General features: G+C 58.6%; 20 protein-coding genes. 13 read left to right on the top strand and 7 right to left on the bottom strand.

Translation table 11 applies throughout. From position 1 onward, the window contains the following. The 11 genes from murD (at position 1) to secA (ending at position 13,940) form a co-directional block, all read left to right on the top strand. A complete protein-coding gene (gene murD, locus AC6I8P_RS15280) occupies positions 1-1,317 on the top strand; it encodes a UDP-N-acetylmuramoyl-L-alanine--D-glutamate ligase (RefSeq protein ID WP_058774827.1) in 1,317 nt (438 codons plus the stop codon). Then, on the top strand, positions 1,317-2,531 hold the full coding sequence (gene ftsW / locus AC6I8P_RS15275) for a cell division protein FtsW (RefSeq protein WP_021507561.1): 1,215 nt from the start codon (positions 1,317-1,319) through the stop codon (positions 2,529-2,531). Before murD ends, ftsW begins: the two co-directional genes overlap by 1 nt. Next, a complete protein-coding gene (gene murG, locus AC6I8P_RS15270; protein WP_498030713.1) occupies positions 2,528-3,586 on the top strand; it encodes an undecaprenyldiphospho-muramoylpentapeptide beta-N-acetylglucosaminyltransferase in 1,059 nt (352 codons plus the stop codon). The genes ftsW and murG overlap by 4 nt, the downstream gene beginning before the upstream one ends. A gap of 70 nt (positions 3,587-3,656) precedes the next feature. Beyond that, complete coding sequence (gene murC / locus AC6I8P_RS15265; protein ID WP_031279704.1) at positions 3,657-5,132, top strand: UDP-N-acetylmuramate--L-alanine ligase; 1,476 nt, start codon at positions 3,657-3,659, stop codon at positions 5,130-5,132. Continuing rightward, positions 5,125-6,045, top strand: coding sequence for a D-alanine--D-alanine ligase (locus AC6I8P_RS15260; protein WP_104188113.1), 921 nt, complete (start codon positions 5,125-5,127; stop codon positions 6,043-6,045). Before murC ends, AC6I8P_RS15260 begins: the two co-directional genes overlap by 8 nt. Position 6,046: 1 nt before the next feature. Further along, entirely contained in the window at positions 6,047-6,886 is an 840-nt protein-coding gene (gene ftsQ / locus AC6I8P_RS15255) for a cell division protein FtsQ (RefSeq protein WP_058780440.1), read from the top strand. Beyond that, positions 6,883-8,139: a cell division protein FtsA gene (ftsA, locus tag AC6I8P_RS15250; protein ID WP_013507861.1), complete on the top strand. Its 1,257-nt coding sequence runs from the start codon at positions 6,883-6,885 to the stop codon at positions 8,137-8,139. Before ftsQ ends, ftsA begins: the two co-directional genes overlap by 4 nt. Positions 8,140-8,210: 71 nt before the next feature. Beyond that, positions 8,211-9,365 (top strand): cell division protein FtsZ, encoded by a 1,155-nt coding sequence (gene ftsZ / locus AC6I8P_RS15245; RefSeq protein WP_021507556.1) that lies wholly within the window; start codon positions 8,211-8,213, stop codon positions 9,363-9,365. Between the two features lie 101 nt (positions 9,366-9,466). Continuing rightward, positions 9,467-10,384, top strand: coding sequence for a UDP-3-O-acyl-N-acetylglucosamine deacetylase (lpxC, locus tag AC6I8P_RS15240; protein ID WP_031279703.1), 918 nt, complete (start codon positions 9,467-9,469; stop codon positions 10,382-10,384). 272 nt (positions 10,385-10,656) lie between these two features. Further along, positions 10,657-11,163, top strand: a complete 507-nt coding sequence (secM, locus tag AC6I8P_RS15235; protein WP_211726684.1) for a secA translation cis-regulator SecM — start codon at positions 10,657-10,659, stop codon at positions 11,161-11,163. A gap of 71 nt (positions 11,164-11,234) precedes the next feature. Next, positions 11,235-13,940 (top strand): preprotein translocase subunit SecA, encoded by a 2,706-nt coding sequence (secA, locus tag AC6I8P_RS15230; protein ID WP_059010287.1) that lies wholly within the window; start codon positions 11,235-11,237, stop codon positions 13,938-13,940. 40 nt (positions 13,941-13,980) lie between these two features. Here the strand turns inward: secA and AC6I8P_RS15225 are convergent, their stop codons facing one another. Beyond that, on the bottom strand, positions 13,981-14,319 hold the full coding sequence (locus AC6I8P_RS15225; protein WP_498030712.1) for a winged helix-turn-helix domain-containing protein: 339 nt from the start codon (positions 14,317-14,319) through the stop codon (positions 13,981-13,983). 233 nt (positions 14,320-14,552) lie between these two features. Here AC6I8P_RS15225 and mutT point away from each other — a divergent pair, with 233 nt between their 5' ends. After that, a complete protein-coding gene (gene mutT / locus AC6I8P_RS15220) occupies positions 14,553-14,948 on the top strand; it encodes an 8-oxo-dGTP diphosphatase MutT (RefSeq protein ID WP_010618124.1) in 396 nt (131 codons plus the stop codon). A gap of 26 nt (positions 14,949-14,974) precedes the next feature. Here the strand turns inward: mutT and yacG are convergent, their stop codons facing one another. Genes yacG through coaE form a run of 3 tightly spaced genes read right to left on the bottom strand, consistent with a single transcriptional unit; the run spans position 14,975 to position 16,537 of the window. Further along, entirely contained in the window at positions 14,975-15,172 is a 198-nt protein-coding gene (gene yacG, locus AC6I8P_RS15215) for a DNA gyrase inhibitor YacG (protein ID WP_021507551.1), read from the bottom strand. Between the two features lie 8 nt (positions 15,173-15,180). Next, positions 15,181-15,924 (bottom strand): cell division protein ZapD, encoded by a 744-nt coding sequence (gene zapD / locus AC6I8P_RS15210; protein ID WP_058759493.1) that lies wholly within the window; start codon positions 15,922-15,924, stop codon positions 15,181-15,183. 4 nt (positions 15,925-15,928) lie between these two features. Next, positions 15,929-16,537: a dephospho-CoA kinase gene (coaE, locus tag AC6I8P_RS15205; protein WP_058780442.1), complete on the bottom strand. Its 609-nt coding sequence runs from the start codon at positions 16,535-16,537 to the stop codon at positions 15,929-15,931. A gap of 207 nt (positions 16,538-16,744) precedes the next feature. Here coaE and AC6I8P_RS15200 point away from each other — a divergent pair, with 207 nt between their 5' ends. After that, entirely contained in the window at positions 16,745-17,785 is a 1,041-nt protein-coding gene (locus tag AC6I8P_RS15200) for a GMP reductase (protein WP_021507548.1), read from the top strand. Between the two features lie 30 nt (positions 17,786-17,815). Here the strand turns inward: AC6I8P_RS15200 and hofC are convergent, their stop codons facing one another. The 3 genes from hofC to ppdD are packed head-to-tail and all read right to left on the bottom strand — an operon-like array spanning position 17,816 to position 20,838. Further along, positions 17,816-19,015 (bottom strand): protein transport protein HofC, encoded by a 1,200-nt coding sequence (hofC, locus tag AC6I8P_RS15195; RefSeq protein ID WP_288423324.1) that lies wholly within the window; start codon positions 19,013-19,015, stop codon positions 17,816-17,818. Then, positions 19,008-20,396 (bottom strand): type II secretion system protein GspE, encoded by a 1,389-nt coding sequence (gspE, locus tag AC6I8P_RS15190; protein WP_498030711.1) that lies wholly within the window; start codon positions 20,394-20,396, stop codon positions 19,008-19,010. The genes hofC and gspE overlap by 8 nt, the downstream gene beginning before the upstream one ends. Then, entirely contained in the window at positions 20,389-20,838 is a 450-nt protein-coding gene (gene ppdD, locus AC6I8P_RS15185) for a prepilin peptidase-dependent pilin (RefSeq protein WP_104094008.1), read from the bottom strand. Before ppdD ends, gspE begins: the two co-directional genes overlap by 8 nt. Positions 20,839-20,861: the final 23 nt, after the last annotated feature.

The following is a 20,861-nucleotide window of genomic DNA, read 5'->3' as shown; positions in this document are numbered from 1 at the left end:
ATGGCTGACTATCGGGGCAGAAAAGTCGTCATCATTGGATTAGGCATCACCGGCCTGTCCTGTGTTGATTTCTTCCTCGCGCAGGGCGTAACGCCCCGCGTGATGGATACCCGTGTGTCACCGCCGGGGCTGGACAAACTGCCAGAGCAGGTGGAGCGCCACGTTGGCGGTATCAACAGCGACTGGCTGCTGGCATGCGATTTGATCATCGCCAGCCCGGGCATCGCGCTGGCGCACCCGGCGCTGAGCGAAGCGGCCGACGCCGGCATTGAAATTGTCGGCGATATCGAACTGTTCTGCCGTGAAGCGCAGGCGCCGATTGTGGCGATCACCGGTTCCAATGGCAAAAGTACCGTCACCACGCTGGTGGGCGAAATGGCGCGCGCTGCGGGCTGGCAGGTGGGCGTAGGCGGCAACATTGGGCTGCCAGCGCTGACGCTGCTTAAATCGCCGGCGCAGCTGTATGTGCTGGAGCTCTCCAGCTTCCAGCTGGAAACCACCTACAGCCTAAAAGCGGCGGCGGCAACCATCCTCAACGTCACTGAGGATCATATGGATCGCTATCCGCTCGGCATGCAGCAGTACCGCGCCGCTAAATTACGCATCTATGAAAACGCGGATATCTGCGTGGTGAATGCTGACGATGGCATGACCATGCCAGTGCGCGGCGCCGATCGCCGCTGCGTCAGCTTTGGCATCGACGTTGGCGATTATCACCTCAACCAGCAGCAGGGCAGTACCTGGCTGCGGGTGAAGGGCGAGAAAGTCCTTAATACCGACGAGATGAAGCTGGTCGGGCAGCACAATTACACCAATGCGCTGGCCGCGCTGGCGCTGGCCGATGCGGTGAATATCCCGCGCGCCTCCAGCCTGAAAGCGTTAACCACCTACAGCGGCCTGCCGCATCGCTTCCAGCTGGTGCACGAAGCGCATGGCGTGCGCTGGATTAATGATTCGAAAGCCACCAACGTGGGCAGCACCGAAGCCGCGCTTAACGGCCTGCAGGTGAAAGGCACGCTGTGGCTGCTGCTGGGTGGCGATGGCAAAGGGGCGGACTTTACGCCGCTGGCGCGCTATCTGCAGGGCGACAACGTGCGGCTGTTCTGCTTTGGCCGCGACGGCGACGCGCTGGCCGCGCTGCGTCCGGCGGTGGCGACGCGCACCGACACGCTCGAACAGGCGATGACGCAGATTGCCGCTCAGGTGCAGGCGGGCGACATGGTGCTGCTGTCACCGGCGTGCGCCAGCCTCGACCAGTTCCGTAATTTTGAACAGCGTGGCGATCGCTTCGCGCAACTGGCGAAGGAGCTGAGCTGATGCGTATTCCCGGAGCCAGTATCGCCAGTTTTATTTCGCTGCGCCTGCGTGATTGGGTGATGGGCGCGCGCGACAACGACGACGCGCCGGTGGTGCTGTATGACCGCACGCTGCTGTGGCTGACGTTTGGCCTGGCGATTATCGGTTTTGTCATGGTCACCTCGGCGTCGATGCCGGTTGGACAGCGTCTTAACGACGATCCGTTCTACTTTGCCAAGCGTGATGCCTTTTATATCGCACTGGCGCTGGGGATGGCGTTAGTGACGCTGCGCGTACCGATGGATTTCTGGCAGCGCTACAGTAACGCGATGCTGATGGCTTCGGTGGCGATGCTGCTGATCGTACTGGTGGTCGGTAGCTCGGTTAACGGCGCATCGCGCTGGATCGCACTCGGGCCGCTGCGTATTCAGCCGGCGGAGTTATCCAAGCTGTCGCTGTTCTGCTATCTCGCCAGTTATCTGGTGCGCAAAGTGGAAGAGGTGCGGAACAACTTCTGGGGCTTCTGTAAGCCGATGGGCGTGATGGTGGTGCTGGCGGTGCTGCTGCTGGCCCAGCCGGACCTCGGAACCGTGGTGGTGCTGTTTGTTACCACGCTGGCGATGCTGTTCCTGGCGGGCGCCAAACTGTGGCAGTTCCTGGCGATTATCGGCTCCGGCATTTTCGCCGTGGTGCTGCTGATTATCGCGGAACCTTACCGTATGCGCCGCGTGACCTCCTTCTGGAACCCGTGGGAAGATCCATTCGGCAGCGGCTACCAGCTGACCCAGTCGCTGATGGCGTTTGGCCGCGGTGAGTTCTGGGGGCAGGGCCTGGGCAACTCGGTGCAAAAACTGGAGTATCTGCCGGAAGCGCATACCGACTTTATCTTCTCAATTATCGGTGAAGAGTTGGGTTATGTCGGTGTGGTTTTGGCGCTGTTGATGGTATTCTTCGTCGCTTTTCGCGCAATGTCGATTGGCCGTCGCGCGCTGGAGATCGACCAGCGTTTTTCCGGCTTCCTCGCCTGTTCCATTGGCGTGTGGTTTAGCTTCCAGGCGCTGGTTAACGTTGGTGCGGCGGCGGGTATGCTGCCGACCAAGGGCCTGACGCTGCCGCTGATCAGTTACGGTGGATCGAGTCTGATCATTATGTCGACCGCCATCGTGTTTTTATTGCGCATAGATTATGAAACACGTCTGGCAAAAGCCCAGGCGTTTACCCGAGGTGCCCGATGAGTGGTAAACGGCTGATGGTCATGGCAGGGGGTACCGGCGGACATGTGTTCCCCGGACTGGCCGTGGCGCATCATCTGATCGAACAAGGCTGGCAGGTGCGCTGGCTGGGAACGGCAGACCGGATGGAAGCCGATCTGGTGCCAAAGCATGGCATCAATATCGACTTCATTCGCATCAGCGGACTGCGCGGTAAAGGCGTAAAGGCCCTGCTGCTGGCACCGGTGCGCATCTTCAATGCGTGGTGCCAGGCGCGCCGCATCATGAAAAACTGGCAGCCGGATGTGGTGCTGGGCATGGGCGGTTATGTTTCCGGGCCGGGCGGCCTTGCGGCATGGAGTTGCGGCATCCCGGTGGTGCTGCACGAGCAGAACGGCATTGCCGGGCTGACCAACAAGTGGCTGGCGAAGATCGCCACCACAGTGATGCAGGCCTTTCCGGGCGCGTTCCCCACTGCTGAGGTGGTGGGTAACCCGGTGCGTAATGATGTGCTGGCGCTGCCGCTTCCGGCGCAGCGTCTGGCACACCGCAGCGGGCCGATTCGCGTGCTGGTGATTGGCGGTAGTCAGGGCGCGCGCATCCTCAATCAGATCGTGCCGCAGGTCGCCGCTGAACTGGGTGACGCCATCACGCTGTGGCATCAGACCGGCAAAGGCGCACGGGAGACCGTGCAGCAGGCGTATCAGGCCGCTGGCCAGCCGCAGCATAAGGTCACCGAGTTCATCGATGACATGGCGCAAGCCTATGCGTGGGCCGATGTGGTGGTGTGCCGCTCCGGCGCGCTGACCGTCAGTGAAGTGGCGGCGGCAGGTTTACCGGCGATTTTCGTGCCGTTCCAGCACAAAGATCGTCAGCAGTACTGGAATGCGCTGCCGCTGGAAAAAGCCGGCGCGGCCAAAATTTTCGAGCAGCCGCAGTTTACTGCTGCGGCCGTCGCAGACACGCTGCGCCACTGGGATCGCGCCACGCTGCTGGCGATGGCGGAAAAAGCCCGCCAGGTCGCGATTCCTGATGCGACCGAACGGGTGGCACAAGAGGTTGCGCGCGTCGCGAAGTAAGTTAACCGGTCAGTTTGACTGGCCCGCATCTGAATGCAGGTGCAAACGGGAAAACAGGTAACAGAGACAGATGAATACACAACAATTGGCAAAACTGCGTTCTATTGTGCCCGAGATGCGTCGCGTCCGGCACATCCACTTTGTCGGCATCGGCGGTGCCGGCATGGGCGGTATTGCCGAGGTGTTGGCGAACGAAGGCTATCACATTAGCGGCTCCGATCTGGCGCCCAATCCGGTTACGCAGCATCTGGCCTCGCTGGGCGCGACCATTTACTTCAACCATCGCCCGGAAAATGTTACCGACGCCAGCGTCGTCGTGGTTTCTACCGCCGTGGCGCAGGATAACCCGGAGCTGGTGGCGGCGCGTGAGCAGCGTATCCCGGTGATCCGCCGGGCGGAGATGCTGGCTGAGCTGATGCGTTTCCGTCACGGCATTGCGATTGCCGGCACGCACGGTAAAACCACCACCACCGCGATGGTGACCAGTATTTATGCGGAAGGCGGTCTCGATCCGACGTTCGTCAATGGCGGTCTGGTTAAAGCGGCGGGTACGCACGCGCGCCTCGGCAGCAGCCGTTATCTGATTGCGGAAGCGGACGAAAGCGACGCGTCTTTCCTGCATCTGCAACCGATGGTGGCGATTGTCACTAACATCGAAGCGGATCACATGGATACCTATCAGGGCGATTTTGAGAACCTGAAGCAGACGTTTATTAACTTCCTGCACAACCTGCCGTTTTACGGGCGCGCGGTGATGTGCGTGGATGATGTGGTGATTCGCGATCTGATTCCGCGCGTGGGCCGTCAGGTCACCACCTATGGTTTCAGCGACGATGCGGATGTGCGGGTCGAAAACTACGAACAGCGCGGCGCGCAGGGCCACTTCACCCTGATTCGTCAGGACAAACCGGTGCTGCATGTGACGCTGAATGCGCCGGGTCGCCATAACGCGCTGAACGCCGCGGCAGCCGTGGCGGTTGCCAGCGAAGAGGGCATTGACGATAACGCCATTCTGGCGGCGCTGGAGAGTTTCCAGGGCACCGGTCGCCGTTTCGACGTGCTGGGCGAGTTTGACACCGCAGCCGTTAACGGTAAGCCAGGCAGCGCGATGCTGGTCGACGATTATGGCCATCATCCGACCGAAGTGGATGTCACCATCAAAGCGGCGCGCGCCGGCTGGCCAGAGAAAAAGCTGGTGATGGTGTTTCAGCCGCATCGCTACACGCGCACCCGCGACCTGTTTGATGATTTCGCCAATGTGCTGTCGCAGGTGGACGTATTACTGATGCTGGATGTCTACCCGGCGGGCGAAGCCGCTATTCCGGGCGCGGACAGCCGTTCACTGTGCCGTGCCATCCGCAATCGCGGCAAGGTCGATCCGATTCTGGTCTCCGAGCACGAAGCGCTGCCGGATGCGCTGGCGCCGCTGCTGTCCGGCGACGATCTGGTGATTGTGCAGGGCGCCGGCAACATCGGCAAAATTGCCCGCAAGCTGGCTGAGATTCAGCTGCAGCCGGCTCTGAACACGGAGGCGCGCCATGGCTGAGAAAGTCGCGGTATTGATGGGCGGTACCTCCGCCGAGCGCGAGGTGTCACTGATGTCCGGCAGCGCGGTGCTGGCGGGACTGCGCGAGATGGGCATTGATGCGCACGGTGTCGACACCCGTGACGTCTCAGTGCTGGACCTCCGGCAGCAGGGCTTTGCCAAAGCGTTTATCGCGCTGCACGGTCGCGGTGGCGAAGACGGCACGCTGCAGGCGCTGCTGGAGTTTCTGCAACTGCCCTACACCGGCAGCGGCGTCATGGCGTCGGCCATCACCATGGATAAACTGCGCAGCAAACTGCTGTGGCAGGGCAGGGGATTGCCGGCGGGCAAATTTGTCTGGCTGACGCGCCAGCAGTATGAGCAGGGGCTGGATGCTGCAGCGCAGGCGTCGATCGCCGCGCTCGGACTGCCGCTGTTTGTGAAGCCAAGCTGTGAAGGTTCCAGCGTTGGCATCAGCCGCGTGAACCAGGCGGAAGCGCTGCCAGCCGCGCTGCAGGAGGCGTTTCGCCATGATGATGACGTGCTGGTGGAAGCTTTTCTCAGCGGTGCCGAATACACCGTGGGCATCGTCGGCGACGAAATTCTGCCGTCAATCAGAATTCAGACCGCCAGCGAGTTCTATGACTATGAAGCAAAATACATTTCTGACGATACTCAATACTTCTGCCCGAGCGGCCTGAGTGCGGAGAAAGAGGCGGAACTGCAGACATTAGTGCTGGCCGCGTGGCGCGCGTTAGGCTGCAGCGGCTGGGGACGGGTTGATGTGATGGTCGACGGTGACGGCAATTTCCAGCTGCTGGAAGTGAACACCTCGCCAGGCATGACCAGCCACAGCCTGGTGCCGATGGCGGCAAAGCAGGCGGGATACAGCTTCCCGCAACTGGTGGCGCGCATTCTGGAGCTGGCTGACTGATATGTCTCAGGCGGCACTGCGCGTAAGAAATCGCGAACCTCAGGAGCGTGCGCGCTCCGGACGGAGCAACGGAGCACGGCTGTTTGGCATCGTGTTCCTGCTGCTGGTGATGGGCATCATGGTGGCTGGCGGCCTCGTGGTGCTGAAGTGGATGAACGATGCGTCGCGACTGCCGCTGTCGAAGCTGGTGGTGACGGGCGAAACCCACTACACCACGCACGATGATATTCGTCAGGCGATTTTATCGCTCGGCGCGCCGGGAACGTTCATGTCGCAGAATGTGGATATTATCCAGCAGCAGATCGAGCGTTTACCGTGGATTAAGCAGGTTAGCGTGCGCAAGCAGTGGCCTGATGAGCTGAAGATAAACCTGGTGGAGTTTGTCCCGGTGGCACGCTGGAATGACTCGCACATGGTGGACGCCGATGGCGTCTCCTTCAGCGTCCCGGCCAGCCACATCGGCAAAGAGACGTTGCCGATGCTGTATGGGCCGGAAGGCAGTGAGAAAGAGGTATTGGCCGGCTATCACACCATGAGTGATGTGCTGCGGGCCAGTAAGTTTACCCTGAAGGTCGCGTCGATGACGGCGCGGCGCTCGTGGCAGCTGGTGACCAGCGACGATGTGCGCATCGAACTGGGGCGCAGCGATACCATGAAGCGTCTGAACCGTTTTATTGAGCTCTATCCGGAGTTACAGCAGCAGGGCCAGAGTCAGAACCAGCGCATCAGCTATGTTGATCTACGCTATGACTCCGGCGCCGCAGTAGGCTGGGCACCGGCACCGATTGAGCCACAGGACAGTAATCAGCAACAAAACCAGGCACAGGCTAAACCACAATGATCAAGGCAACGGACAGAAAACTGGTAGTAGGACTTGAAATCGGCACTGCGAAGGTCGCCGCCCTGGTTGGGGAAATTCTGCCCGATGGTATGGTCAACATTATTGGCGTCGGCAGCTGCCCGTCCCGCGGTATGGACAAAGGCGGCGTGAACGATCTGGAGTCGGTGGTGAAGTGCGTTCAGCGCGCCATCGACCAAGCGGAATTGATGGCAGACTGCCAGATTTCGTCGGTATACCTTGCTTTATCGGGCAAACATATTAGTTGTCAGAACGAAATCGGGATGGTTCCGATTTCCGAAGAGGAAGTCACTCAGGATGATGTGGAAAACGTGGTGCATACGGCGAAATCCGTTCGCGTGCGCGACGAACATCGTATTCTGCATGTGATTCCACAGGAATACGCCATCGATTATCAGGAAGGCATCAAAAATCCGGTTGGCCTTTCCGGCGTGCGTATGCAGGCCAAGGTGCATCTCATCACCTGCCACAACGATATGGCAAAAAATATCGTGAAAGCCGTTGAACGTTGTGGCCTGAAAGTTGACCAACTGATTTTTGCCGGACTGGCATCCAGTTTTTCGGTGCTGACCGAAGATGAACGTGAGCTGGGAGTCTGTGTTGTTGACATCGGTGGCGGTACAATGGATATCGCGGTGTACACCGGCGGCGCGCTGCGTCATACCAAAGTGATTCCCTATGCCGGGAACGTGGTGACCAGCGATATCGCCTATGCCTTTGGCACACCGCCAACCGACGCCGAAGCGATTAAAGTGCGTCATGGTTGTGCGCTGGGTTCGATTGTCGGCAAAGACGAAAACGTCGAGGTGCCGAGCGTGGGTGGACGTCCACCGCGCAGCCTGCAGCGCCAGACGCTGGCCGAAGTGATTGAGCCGCGTTACACCGAACTGCTGAATCTGGTGAACGACGAGATTCTGCAACTGCAGGAGCAACTGCGCCAGCAGGGCGTGAAGCATCATCTGGCAGCCGGTATTGTGCTGACCGGCGGTGCGGCGCAGATTGAAGGTCTGGCGGCCTGTGCACAGCGGGTGTTCCACACCCAGGTGCGCATCGGTCAGCCGCTTAACATCACCGGCCTGACGGATTATGCACAGGAGCCGTACTACTCGACGGCGGTTGGCCTGCTGCATTACGGCAAAGAGTCACACATGAACGGTGATGCAGAAACGGAAAAACGTGCTTCAGTGGGCAATTGGTTTAAACGCATCAACAGCTGGCTGAAGAAAGAGTTTTAATTTTTTGAAAAAGGAGATCATCAGGCAATGTTTATGATCTCCAGGCGACAGGCACATAACGGAGAGAAATCATGTTTGAACCTATGGAATTAACCAATGACGCGGTGATTAAAGTCATCGGCGTCGGCGGTGGCGGTGGCAACGCCGTAGAGCACATGGTACGCGAGCGTATCGAAGGTGTGGAATTCTTCGCTGTGAATACCGACGCACAGGCGTTGCGTAAAACGGCGGTCGGCCAGACGATTCAGATCGGGACCAATATCACCAAAGGTCTCGGTGCGGGTGCTAACCCGGAAGTCGGTCGTACCTCGGCGGAAGAGGATCGCGAAGCACTGCGTTCTGCGCTGGAAGGGGCAGACATGGTGTTTATCGCCGCGGGCATGGGTGGCGGTACTGGTACCGGTGCAGCTCCTGTGGTGGCTGAAGTAGCCAAAGATTTAGGTATCCTGACGGTTGCAGTGGTGACGAAGCCCTTCAACTTCGAAGGGAAAAAACGCATGGCGTTTGCTGAGCAGGGTATCGCTGAGCTGTCCAAGCATGTTGATTCACTGATCACCATTCCTAACGACAAGCTGCTGAAAGTGCTGGGCCGTGGTATCTCTCTGCTGGATGCCTTCGGTGCGGCTAACGACGTGCTGAAAGGTGCGGTGCAGGGTATCGCAGAACTGATTACCCGTCCGGGTCTGATGAACGTCGACTTCGCCGACGTGCGTACCGTGATGTCAGAAATGGGTTACGCGATGATGGGTTCTGGCGTTGCCTGTGGTGAAGACCGTGCCGAAGAAGCGGCCGAAATGGCGATCTCTAGCCCGCTGCTGGAAGATATCGATCTGTCGGGTGCGCGTGGCGTGCTGGTCAACATCACGGCGGGCTTCGACCTGCGCCTGGATGAGTTCGAAACCGTGGGTAACACCATCCGCGCCTTCGCCTCGGACAACGCGACCGTGGTTATCGGTACCTCGCTGGATCCAGAGATGAACGACGAGCTGCGCGTCACCGTGGTGGCGACCGGTATCGGCATGGACAAGCGTCCGGAAATCACCCTGGTGACTAACAAACCTGCGACTCAGCCGGTCATGGATCATCGCTACCAGCAGCACGGCATGGCGCCGCTGCCGCAGGAGCAGAAACCGGCCGCGAAAGTGGTGAATGACCAGCCAGCGTCATCCAGCAAAGAGCCTGACTATCTTGATATTCCAGCCTTCCTGCGTAAACAGGCAGACTAAGAATATCCTGAGAATTGGGATTCTCCGCTCTTTGTGCTAAAGTATTTGCCCGCCGGTAATTTATACTGGCGGTCGGATGGGTAATATTGCGAGATAATGCGATGATCAAACAAAGGACATTAAAACGTATTGTTCAGGCGACTGGCGTCGGTTTGCATACCGGCAAAAAAGTCACGCTGACTTTACGCCCTGCGTCGGCTAATACCGGGGTCATCTATCGTCGCACTGACTTGAATCCACCGGTTGATTTCCCGGCTGATGCAAAATACGTGCGCGACACCATGCTGAGTACCTGCCTGGTGAATGATGAAGGCGTGCGTATTTCGACGGTTGAACACCTGAATGCTGCATTGGCAGGTCTGGGTATCGACAACATTATTGTTGAAGTCGATGCGCCAGAAATTCCGATCATGGATGGCAGTGCCGCGCCTTTTGTTTATTTGCTGATGGATGCCGGTGTCGAAGAGCTGAACAGTGCGAAGAAATTCGTGCGCGTGAAGCAAACGGTACGGGTAGAAGATGGCGATAAGTGGGCCGAGATCAAACCGTACAACGGTTTTTCACTCGACTTCACCATCGACTTCAAACATCCGGCGATCGACTCAAGCTCGCAGCGTTACCAGCTCAATTTCTCGGCTGAATCCTTTGTGCGTCAGATTAGCCGTGCGCGCACCTTCGGCTTTATGCGTGAAATCGAATATCTGCAGTCTAAAGGCCTGTGCCTGGGCGGTAGTTTAGATTGTGCGATTGGCCTCGATGACTTCCGCGTATTGAATGAAGATGGCCTGCGCTTTGAAGATGAGTTCGTGCGTCACAAAATGCTGGACGCCATCGGCGACCTGTTCATGTGTGGTCATAACGTGATTGGCGCATTCTCTGCGTTCAAGTCCGGCCATGCGCTGAACAACAAACTGTTGCAGGCGGTGCTGGCGAAACAGGAAGCCTGGGAATGGGCGACCTTCGAAGACGAAGCTGAACTGCCACTGGCCTTCAAAGCGCCAAATTTAGTGCTGGCTTAATTAGTCAGCCATCAAACGGCGGGCTTCCCTGACACCCTCTCCGGTCAGTGGAACCCGCCGTTTTTTATTGCCTGCCGCTGGCGCTGTAATCCCGCTCGCAAAACCCTGTTGTCAGCGACCAAACCCTGCGCAAAAAAACGTGAAATCCGCCGTAAGCCCTTTAATCCCTGATGTCGAAGCCCCACATAAGTGCTATTATCTGGCGCTCATGTAAGCAGGGTGCGAAACGCAACTCTGGCTTAGCGCTTAATGACTGGCATGATGGACGAAAGGTGATCGGGATTTTCTCACGCTGGCGACAACTCGGCAGACGCTATTTCTGGCCTCATCTCCTGTTGGGAATGGTGGCGGCCAGTCTCGGCCTGCCTGCCTGTGCACAAAGCGCAGAGCCCACCAGCAGCGATTCGCCGGTCAGCAGCCTGTTTACCGGCAAGGTGGTGCGGTTTGATCACCTGATTCGCCTGCAGGAAAGCGCGCGTCGCCCCAGTTTCAACGTTGACTACTGGCATCAGCACGCCATCCGCACCGTCATTCGCCATCTCTCATTCAGCATGACGCCGCCCGCGACAGCGGAAGCGGAACATGCATTGCCGCTGGCGGCGCAAAAGCTGGCGCTGATTGACTCGCTGCAGGCGCTGCTGACTTCACCCGCGCAACCTTTAGCCACGATGGTACCGCCGTCGCGAGCGCATCATGTTTCGCCCAACGTTCACTCTTCTGCTGACTGGCAGGCTGCTATTCATGGCATCCGCGCCGGACCTTTCATTGCTCAAAGCTAACGTTATTTTCCTTTTTCTGTTTTTTGCCTTTGCAGCCCGTATTGTCACGGCTGAATTGAGATAAATTTATTATGTTAATCAAATTGTTAACGAAAGTTTTTGGTAGCAGCAATGATCGTACTCTGCGCCGCATGCGTAAAGTGGTCGATGTCATCAACAAGATGGAGCCGGAGTTCGTCAAACTGTCTGACGACGAACTGAAAGCGAAAACCGATCAATTCCGCGAGCGCCTGAAAAAAGGTGAAACGCTGGAGAGCCTGATTCCTGAAGCTTTCGCCACCGTGCGTGAAGCCAGTAAGCGCGTGTTTGGCATGCGCCACTTTGACGTGCAGCTGATCGGCGGCATGGTGCTCAACGAACGCTGCATCGCGGAGATGCGTACCGGTGAGGGTAAAACCCTGACTGCGACGCTGCCGGCTTACCTGAACGCGCTGAGCGGCAAGGGCGTGCACGTTGTGACCGTCAACGACTATCTGGCGCAGCGTGACGCCGAAAACAACCGTCCGCTGTTTGAGTTCCTTGGTCTGACAGTCGGTATCAACCTGCCGGGCATGCCGGCAGTGGCCAAGCGCGCTGCCTATGCAGCCGATATCACCTACGGCACCAACAACGAATACGGCTTCGATTATCTGCGCGATAACATGGCCTTCAGTCCGGAAGAGCGCGTACAGCGTAAACTGCACTATGCGCTGGTGGATGAGGTGGACTCGATCCTGATCGATGAAGCGCGTACCCCGCTGATTATCTCGGGCCCGGCCGAAGACAGCTCCGATCTCTATATCAAGGTCAACAAAATCATTCCACACCTGGTGCGCCAGGAAAAAGAAGACTCGGATAACTTCCAGGGCGAAGGTGACTTCTGGGTAGATGAAAAAGCCCGTCAGGCGCACATGACCGAGCGCGGTCTGGTGAAAGTGGAAGAGCTGCTGGTCAGTCAGGGCATCATGGATGAGGGCGAATCACTCTACTCGCCGACCAACATCATGCTGATGCACCACGTGACGGCAGCGCTGCGCGCCCATGCACTGTTCACCCGCGACGTTGACTATATCGTGAAGGACGGCGAGGTGATCATTGTTGATGAACACACCGGCCGTACCATGCAGGGACGTCGCTGGTCTGATGGCCTGCACCAGGCGGTCGAAGCCAAAGAAGGTGTGGAGATCCAGAATGAAAACCAGACGCTGGCTTCCATCACCTTCCAGAACTACTTCCGTATCTACGAGAAACTGGCCGGTATGACCGGTACCGCTGATACTGAAGCGTTTGAATTCAGCTCCATCTACAAGCTCGATACCATCGTGGTGCCGACCAACCGTCCGATGGTGCGTAAAGATATGGCCGATCTGGTCTACATGACCGAGAAAGAGAAGATTGACGCCATTATCGAAGATATTCGCACCTGTACGGCTAACGGGCAGCCGGTACTGGTGGGCACCATCTCGATTGAAAAATCGGAAGTGGTATCCCAGGAGCTGACGCGCGCGGGTATTAAGCACAGCGTACTGAACGCCAAGTTCCACGCCAGCGAAGCGGATATCGTGGCGCAGGCAGGTCAGCCAGCCGCGGTAACCATCGCGACCAACATGGCCGGTCGTGGTACGGACATCATGCTCGGCGGTAGCTGGCAGGCGGAAGTGGCCGCGCTGGAAAACCCGACGGAAGAGCAGATTGAAGCCATCAAGGCGGCGTGGAAACTGCGCCATGATGCGGTGCTGGCGGCAGGCGGTTTGCACATTATCGGTACCGAACGCCACGAATCACGCCGTATCGATAACCAGCTGCGCGGCCGTGCGGGCCGTCAGGGTGACGCCGGTTCTTCGCGCTTCTATCTGTCGATGGAAGATGCGCTGATGCGTATCTTTGCCTCCGATCGTGTGTCCAACATGATGCGTAAGCTGGGTATGAAGCCGGGTGAAGCGATTGAGCATCCGTGGGTAACCAAAGCGATTGCTAATGCGCAGCGCAAAGTGGAAAGCCGCAACTTCGATATCCGTAAACAGCTGCTGGAATATGATGACGTCGCTAACGATCAGCGCCGCGCCATTTACAGCCAGCGTAACGAACTGCTGGATGTCTCTGACGTTTCGGACACCATCAACAGCATCCGTGAAGATGTGTTCAAAGCCACTATCGACACTTACATTCCGCCGCAGTCGCTGGAAGAGATGTGGGACGTTCCGGGGCTGGAAGAGCGTCTGCGCAATGATTTCGATCTGGATCTGCCGATTGCCGAGTGGCTGGATAAAGAGCCGGATCTGCATGAAGAGACGCTGCGTGAGCGCATTATGAGCCGCGCCAGCGAAAACTATGCGGCGAAAGAAGAAGTGGTCGGCGCAGAAATGATGCGCAACTTCGAAAAAGGCGTGATGCTGCAAACGCTCGACTCGCTGTGGAAAGAGCATCTGGCGGCGATGGACTATCTGCGTCAGGGTATCCATCTGCGTGGCTATGCGCAGAAGGATCCGAAGCAGGAGTACAAACGTGAATCTTTCGCCATGTTTGCCGCGATGCTGGAGTCGCTGAAGTACGAAGTGATCAGCACCCTGAGCAAAGTGCAGGTGCGGATGCCGGAAGAAGTGGAAGCGATGGAGCAGCAGCGTCGTGAAGAAGCAGAGCGTCTGGCACAGCAGCAGCAGCTCAGTCACGTCGATGACGACACCGCAGCGGCCGCTGCGCTGGCGGCACAGGGCGGTGAGCGGAAAGTGGGACGTAACGATCCGTGCCCATGCGGCTCAGGTAAAAAATACAAACAGTGTCACGGTCGTCTGGCCTGATAACAAAAAGGAGCCCGCGGGCTCCTTTTTCTTTGGCTGATTAGCGGTTAATCGCCATCAGCTTCTCCTCATTCAGCCGCACGCCATGGTAGGGCAGCGTGACCAGCAGCCCATCCGGCAAACCATAGCGTTTCAGCAACGCCCGGCTCTGAAACAGCAACTGGTGATAGTTGTTGTCGCTGATCCCCGGATAGCTCTCATTCCATACCGTGGCAATAATCTGCCGTTTCGACGTGATGCGCAGCAGCAGGCAGGAGAAGAAGCGCTTCTGTGCTTCATTAAGCGGGATGGTCTTCTGCTCTGGCCACCAGGTTAAGGTGTTCTGCGCGCTGTCGAGTGTCAGGATGTCGTGAAAAACCAAATGGCGTAAGGTATTCATCTGTTTCTGTGCGTCTTGCGCCAGAAACGTTGTTAGTTTGCGTTCCATGTGTAGTCGGCCTGGCTAGAGTAAAGTGGCTGCGAGTATTCCCAACATGGCGCCGTGCGATCATTACGACCTGTCTTAATAACTGGAATCTGTGCGACAGGATCGCGGTGAAGCCGACAGCAGTTAACATCGTCCGGCGTCTGCTTTAAAATCAGCGCTCACTCACTACAAGCGGAATCCAGCTTATGAAACACCTGCAGGTTGCGGTGGGCATCATTCGCAATGCCAGTCGTCAGATCTTTCTTGCCCAGCGCGCAGCAAGCTCGCACATGGCCAACAAATGGGAGTTCCCGGGCGGAAAAATTGAACAGCACGAAAGCGCAGAACAGGCGTTAAAACGTGAGCTGATGGAAGAAACCGGTATTGAGGTGACGGCGGCGAAAGCGATTGGTCAGGCCGACCACAGTTACGATGACCTGCGTGTTACGCTGCATTTCTTCCTGGTGGAGGGCTGGCAGGGTGAGCCGTGGGGACGCGAAGGTCAGCCGCAGCGTTGGGTCGAGCAGCGTGATTTAGTGGCCGATGAATTTCCACCGGCCAACCACGCCCTGATTGCCCGCTTAGTGGCGGGCGAGATTTAAACTCAGGGGCCGCGTGCCCCTGCCGATCACGACTGCTCTTCACTCCAGTCGTCACTCTCCGTCATGTCTCCGCTGCTGGGAATGCGTTTCTCCTCAGCGGCCCACTCGCCCAGGTCGATCAACTGACAGCGTTTGCTGCAAAACGGGCGCCACGGGCTGAGTTCATCCCACATCACGGCTTTACCGCAGTTGGGGCAAGGTACGGTAATCATCTCTTCCTGCATAACATCCTCTAACAACAGGCTAATTCAAAATTCAGTCGCGCCGGCACTTCACCGCGTTCGCTATCGAGCGGTAAAAAGCGGATGGCATAGCGGCTTTTATGACCAGAGACCTGCGGATAGAGCGCATCTTCCAGCGTCAGCTGCAGGCGCAGCAGGTCGGACCCCTCGGCATTATCCTGATAAAAGCCGTTGAGGCTGGTCTGATGGCGAAACACGCCCGACTGACGAATCAGGTTGAGGATCATCGTCAGGCTGTTGCGCAGCGGATCGAGCGAGGCCAGCCAGCTATTCACCAGAGTATCGCGCAGCGCCTGTGGCTGGTGCAGCCAGATGTGTAAACCCGGCAGATCAAAACTGCAGCAGCCGCCGGGAATGCTCAGGCGCTGACGTACGGAGGCAATCAGCCGGTCTTCGCGCAGCTGCTGGCCCATGCGCGGCGCGGCCATCAGCTCGCTGGATTGCTGCTTCAGCTGTTCGCGCAGCTGGCTGACGGTGTGTTCATCGACACCCGGCACATCCAGCCAGGCACGCAGTTTTTGCTGCTGACGCTCCAGCTCTTTTAACAGCTCGGTGCGCATATCGCCGCGTTCGAAGATATCCAGCAGGTCGCCAATAATACGAAATACACCGAGTGCGGCAACCGAGCTGTTGACCGGCAGCGTTTCGTGCAGCTGGTTAATCAAAAACTCCACGCGCAGCCAGGTGCGCATTTTCTCATTCAATGGGTGTTCAAACAGAACCACTGTGCTCATGATATTAATCCCGTCCGGTTGCTGCCAGGCGTAAATAGCGCTGGTGAAGTTCAGCAACGCGCGGCAAAGCCTGTTCCGGCGTGCCGCTGTTATCAATGATGTCATCCGCGCAGGCTAAACGCTGCTGACGGCTGGCCTGCGCGGCAAGAATCCGTTGCGCCTGGCTGAGAGAGATACCATCACGCTGGCGGGTGCGCTGCAGCTGCGTGGCCTCGTCGACATCTACGACTAATACCCGATCAGCCTGATGCTGCAGACCATTTTCTACCAGCAGCGGCACTACCCACATGACGTAAGGCGAAGTCGCCTGCGCCTTCAGCTGCTGGGTACGGGCGTTAATCAGCGGATGCAGCAGTTGATTGAGCCAGTTTTTCTCTTGCGGCTGCTGGAAAATAATTTCCCGCAAACGCGCGCGATAAAGCGTGCCTTCTGCGGTCAGAATCGATTCTCCGTGGCGTTTCACAATCGCATTGAGCGCAGGTGTGCCCGGTTCAACCACCTCGCGGGCAATCACATCGGCATCAATGATGTCGACGTTCAGCGCGGCAAAAGCGTTAGCAATGGTGCTTTTACCACTACCAATGCCGCCGGTCAGTGCAACGGTAAAAGGCATAGCGTTCTCTCAACATTTTCTCATCTGCCGCAGCGTGATGAGAGCCCGATCACAATCGGTTTTCTCAGCTAAATTTAACGGATTGTAGCTTAAATAAAGTGAAATTCGCAGTCTTGTCGCGGAACGAATGGCGCGTATGATAACGACACTGGAGCCGTGAGCGCTACCCGAACTGCGGTTCGTCGTCACTAACCAGGACACTCTGCTATGCGTATCGAAGAAGATGTAAAACTGGGCTTTAAAGATGTATTGATCCGCCCGAAACGCTCCACGCTGAAAAGCCGTTCCGAGGTTGAGCTGGAACGTACGTTCACCTTCAAACATTCAGGCCTCGCCTGGTCCGGCGTTCCGGTGATTGCCGCCAACATGGATACCGTCGGCACCTTTACCATGGCCGAAGCGCTGGCTGGCTTTAACGTGCTGACCGCCGTTCACAAGCACTACAGTGTTGAAGCGTGGCAGACCTTTATCCAGCGCGTACCGGCCACGGTGCTCAGCCACGTGATGGTCTCCACCGGGACCTCAGAAGCAGATTTCACAAAGTTAAGCGCGATCCTCGCGCTGTCACCCCAACTCAATTTTATCTGTATTGATGTGGCAAACGGCTACTCCGAGCACTTTGTTGCCTTCCTGCAGCGCGCGCGGGAAAGCTTCCCGGGGAAAACCATTTGTGCCGGGAATGTGGTGACCGGTGAAATGGTCGAAGAGCTGATTCTGTCCGGTGCCGACATTGTAAAGGTGGGAATCGGCCCGGGTTCGGTCTGCACCACGCGCGTCAAAACCGGCGTTGGCTACCCGCAACTCTCCGCGGTGATTGAGTGTGCTGATGCGGCGCACGGCCTCGGTGGGCAGATTGTCAGTGACGGCGGTTGCGCCGTGCCGGGCGATATCGCCAAGGCGTTCGGCGGCGGCGCTGACTTCGTGATGCTCGGCGGCATGCTGGCGGCGCACGATGAGTGCGAAGGCACTCTTGTTGAAGAGCAGGGCGAGCAGTTCATGCTGTTCTACGGCATGAGCTCCGAATCCGCGATGAAACGACATGTGGGCGGTGTGGCGGGCTACCGCGCCGCAGAAGGTAAAACCGTTCGTCTGCCGCTGCGTGGACCGGTCGCGGAGACGGTGAAAGATATCCTCGGCGGACTGCGTTCGGCCTGTACTTACGTCGGCGCAGAGCGCCTGAAAGAGCTGACCAAACGCACCACCTTTATTCGTGTGGCAGAGCAGGAAAACCGCGTCTTTAACCGCTGATGTGCCGCAACGGGCGCCGCGTGCGCCCGTTTAACGTATGGCGTCTCCCAGACCAAATACCGGCAGATACATGGCAATCACCAGCGTGCCGACAATGCCGCCAATCACCACCATCATTAATGGCTCCAGCGAAGCGGCGAGGCTGTCTGCGCGCGTCAGCGTTTGCGCTTCGTGCCACTCCGCCAGTCGCGCCAGCATCACATCCAGCGCACCGGCCTCTTCACCGACGCGGATCAGCTGAGCGCACAGCGGCGTAAACAGCGGATGTCCCTGTAGCGCCTGATGCAGCGGTGCGCCAGCGGCAATGTGCTGCTGTAACGCCACGATGGCATCGCGCCACAGTCGCGCGGCCAGCGTCACTTCCACCGCCTGCAGGCTTTGCAGCAGCGTCAGTCCGGCCTGCTGCGTCAGTTGCAGAATCGCATATATCTGGCTGAGCTGACCGCCGCGCCACAACGGGGCCAGCAGCGGAAGCCGCAGCAGCCACTGCTGGCTGCGCTTTTGCCACGCAACGGATCGTCGATAGGTCAGACGCGCCAGCCACCCGGACGCCACACCGCACAACAGCAGCGGCAGCGCCGCCTGCTGCAACAGTGCCGACAGCGCCATCACGCCGGCGGTAAAGGCCGGCAGCGGTGCGTCAAAGCTGGCGTACACCGCAACAAATTCCGGCAGTACAAACAGCAGCATCCCGGCGCTGACCGCCAGCGCTACCAGCAGGATGAACAGCGGATAGCGCAACGCTTTCACCACTTTCTGGCGCAGAAACTGTTGCCTGCTCTGCTGTAGTGCCAGCTGGCGGCAGCACTCGTCCAGTTGTCCGGTCAGCTCACCAACCTGCATCAGCGCCGGAAACAGCGGCGGGAAGATATCCGGCCAGGCGCGCAGCGCCTGAGAAAACGGCTCTCCGGCCATGACCCGCTGTTGCAGAAGGCTCAGCAGCACGCGCCAGCCTGCATGGGGATGGCCGCTGGCCAGCAATGTCAGACTCTCCGCCAGCGGCAGCCCGGCTTTCAGCAACGTCGCCAGCTGGCGCATCAGGTCAATTTTCTGCTGCCACTTCCAGTCGCGCGCGCGCCAGCATTTCCCGCGCTGCCAGCTCACCACCAGCATGCCGCGATCGCCCAACTGGCCGAGCAGGGCATCCTGCGTGGGCTGCAGCGACTCGCCCTCCTGCAGCAGGCCCATGCTGTCGAGTGCCTGCCAGTGAAACTGGTAGCGATTAGCCATTGCCAAGGCCCACCACGCGCTGCATCTCCTCGAATGAGGTGTCACCGCGGCTCACCGCTTCCAGCCCGGCGGTCAGCAGCGTTTTCATTCCCTGCTCCGCAGCCAGCGTCAGCAGGTGCTCCAGCGGCATATCAGCCGAGATGGCGTTCTGCAACCTGCTGCTCATCGGCAGGATTTCTAACAGCGCCAGGCGGCCGTAGTAACCGGAGAAGCAGTGATCGCAGCCGGGCGCACGCCAGGTTTGCAGCGTGCCGGGCCACATGTCGCCGGGCAGGTGGGCAATCGCCTGGCCCGGCTGACGGCAGTGCACGCACAAACGGCGCACCAGCCGCTGCGCCACCACCAGCTGTAGCGCCGGGCCAAGCAGATAGCCGGGAATGTCCATCTGCCGTAAGCGGGTCAGAGTTTCGGCCGTCGAGTTGGTATGCAAGGTTGAGAGCACCAGATGTCCGGTCTGCGCCGCTTTTACGGCGATGCTGGCGGTTTCAGCATCACGGATTTCACCGATCATTATGACGTCCGGATCCTGCCGCAGCAGCGCGCGCAGGACGCGGTTAAAGTCGAGACCGCTCCTTGGCTGTACCTGCGTCTGGTTAATCCCCTGTAGCGGAATTTCCAGCGGGTCCTCCACGCTGCAGACGTTTTTCTCCGGCACGTTGAGGGCGCTAAGGCTGCTGTACAGCGTAAAGGTTTTGCCGCTGCCGGTTGGGCCGGTGACCAGAATCAGCCCCTGCGGTTTGGCCAGCGCGTTTTTCAGCAGGCGCAGCTGTGGTACTGGCATGCCCAGCTTATCGAGCGCAATGGCGCTGTTTTCACTTTGCAGCAGGCGCACCACCGCTTTTTCCCCCTGGCTGACCGGCAGGGTCGACAGGCGGAACGCCGCCGGTTTGTCATCCATCTCCAGACTGAACTGGCCATCCTGCGGCAGCCGACGCTCCGCGATATCCAGACCGCCGAGAATTTTCAACCGTGCCAGCACGGCGGCGGGTGGGGCATCCGGTAACTGCGGCAGCGGGTGCAGCACGCCGTCAATCCGCAGCCGTACGCGCAGCCCGTGACGCTGCGGTTCAAAGTGCACATCGGAGGCGCGTCGCTGTATGGCCTGGCGCAGAATCTGATCCACCGCGTGAATGGCGGACTCGGCGCTGGCCTGTTCGCGCGGTGCCGCACTGCTTTCTGGCTGGTGCAGCAGCTGCTCCAGCCGTGCGGCGGGCCAGCACTCAACCTCGACTGCGCACTGGCTGGCAAACTGCAGCGCCTCTAACAACAGCGGGTCTGGCGCGTCCGCGACCGCCACGCGCAAGTGCGTGGCGTCATGGTGCAATATCACGGCCTGATAGCGGGCACACAGCGCCTGCAGGGTGCTATCCGGCTTATCCATTGTTTTCTTCCTTGTCGGCAAAGCGGAACTGCTCAAGGCAGCTGTCGCGCAGGCTGGCGTTGTCGCTGGTGCAGCTGCGTTGCCAGCTGAGTGCGCCTTCCGCCGCATTCCATATCGGCAACATTGCAACGGTTAACCCCGTCAGGCTCTCCTGGCCGGTCAGCGTAATGGCACCATTCACCACGCTCAGGCTCGCCACATAGCGTGAGCCTTTGGCGGCGGGAATACCGCGCTCGCCGGCCTGACACTGCGCCGGTCCGCCGCGCTCAATGGCGCACAGCTCCACGGCAGTTTTATAGGGCACCATGGTTTGCAGCATGTCGGTCAGCGCGGCACGTTGCAGATAATTTTGGTAAGCGGGCAGGCCAATGGCGCTGAGGATGGCGACGATACCGATGACAATCATCAGCTCGATCAGGGTAAAACCGCGTTGTTTATCCATAATGAGGCTCCTTGTTGTGGAGC

This window comes from gamma proteobacterium symbiont of Lampromicra miyakona (assembly GCF_059730895.1).
The sequence above is the reverse complement of the archived record's forward strand: the minus strand, read 5'-3'. Positions and strand labels throughout refer to the sequence as shown.

What these genes read in the sequence shown, in the direction of transcription:
- AC6I8P_RS15200 (WP_021507548.1), top strand. Translation starts at nt 16,745, where the DNA reads ATGCGTATCGAAGAAGATGTAAAACTGGGCTTTAAAGATGTATTGATC.
- murG (WP_498030713.1), top strand. Translation starts at nt 2,528, where the DNA reads ATGAGTGGTAAACGGCTGATGGTCATGGCAGGGGGTACCGGCGGACAT.
- yacG (WP_021507551.1), bottom strand. Translation starts at nt 15,172, where the DNA reads ATGCAGGAAGAGATGATTACCGTACCTTGCCCCAACTGCGGTAAAGCC.
- ftsZ (WP_021507556.1), top strand. Translation starts at nt 8,211, where the DNA reads ATGTTTGAACCTATGGAATTAACCAATGACGCGGTGATTAAAGTCATC.
- murC (WP_031279704.1), top strand. Translation starts at nt 3,657, where the DNA reads ATGAATACACAACAATTGGCAAAACTGCGTTCTATTGTGCCCGAGATG.
- ftsW (WP_021507561.1), top strand. Translation starts at nt 1,317, where the DNA reads ATGCGTATTCCCGGAGCCAGTATCGCCAGTTTTATTTCGCTGCGCCTG.
- lpxC (WP_031279703.1), top strand. Translation starts at nt 9,467, where the DNA reads ATGATCAAACAAAGGACATTAAAACGTATTGTTCAGGCGACTGGCGTC.
- secA (WP_059010287.1), top strand. Translation starts at nt 11,235, where the DNA reads ATGTTAATCAAATTGTTAACGAAAGTTTTTGGTAGCAGCAATGATCGT.
- murD (WP_058774827.1), top strand. Translation starts at nt 1, where the DNA reads ATGGCTGACTATCGGGGCAGAAAAGTCGTCATCATTGGATTAGGCATC.
- AC6I8P_RS15225 (WP_498030712.1), bottom strand. Translation starts at nt 14,319, where the DNA reads ATGAATACCTTACGCCATTTGGTTTTTCACGACATCCTGACACTCGAC.
- ppdD (WP_104094008.1), bottom strand. Translation starts at nt 20,838, where the DNA reads ATGGATAAACAACGCGGTTTTACCCTGATCGAGCTGATGATTGTCATC.
- hofC (WP_288423324.1), bottom strand. Translation starts at nt 19,015, where the DNA reads ATGGCTAATCGCTACCAGTTTCACTGGCAGGCACTCGACAGCATGGGC.
- ftsQ (WP_058780440.1), top strand. Translation starts at nt 6,047, where the DNA reads ATGTCTCAGGCGGCACTGCGCGTAAGAAATCGCGAACCTCAGGAGCGT.
- AC6I8P_RS15260 (WP_104188113.1), top strand. Translation starts at nt 5,125, where the DNA reads ATGGCTGAGAAAGTCGCGGTATTGATGGGCGGTACCTCCGCCGAGCGC.
- zapD (WP_058759493.1), bottom strand. Translation starts at nt 15,924, where the DNA reads ATGAGCACAGTGGTTCTGTTTGAACACCCATTGAATGAGAAAATGCGC.
- gspE (WP_498030711.1), bottom strand. Translation starts at nt 20,396, where the DNA reads ATGGATAAGCCGGATAGCACCCTGCAGGCGCTGTGTGCCCGCTATCAG.
- ftsA (WP_013507861.1), top strand. Translation starts at nt 6,883, where the DNA reads ATGATCAAGGCAACGGACAGAAAACTGGTAGTAGGACTTGAAATCGGC.
- coaE (WP_058780442.1), bottom strand. Translation starts at nt 16,537, where the DNA reads ATGCCTTTTACCGTTGCACTGACCGGCGGCATTGGTAGTGGTAAAAGC.
- mutT (WP_010618124.1), top strand. Translation starts at nt 14,553, where the DNA reads ATGAAACACCTGCAGGTTGCGGTGGGCATCATTCGCAATGCCAGTCGT.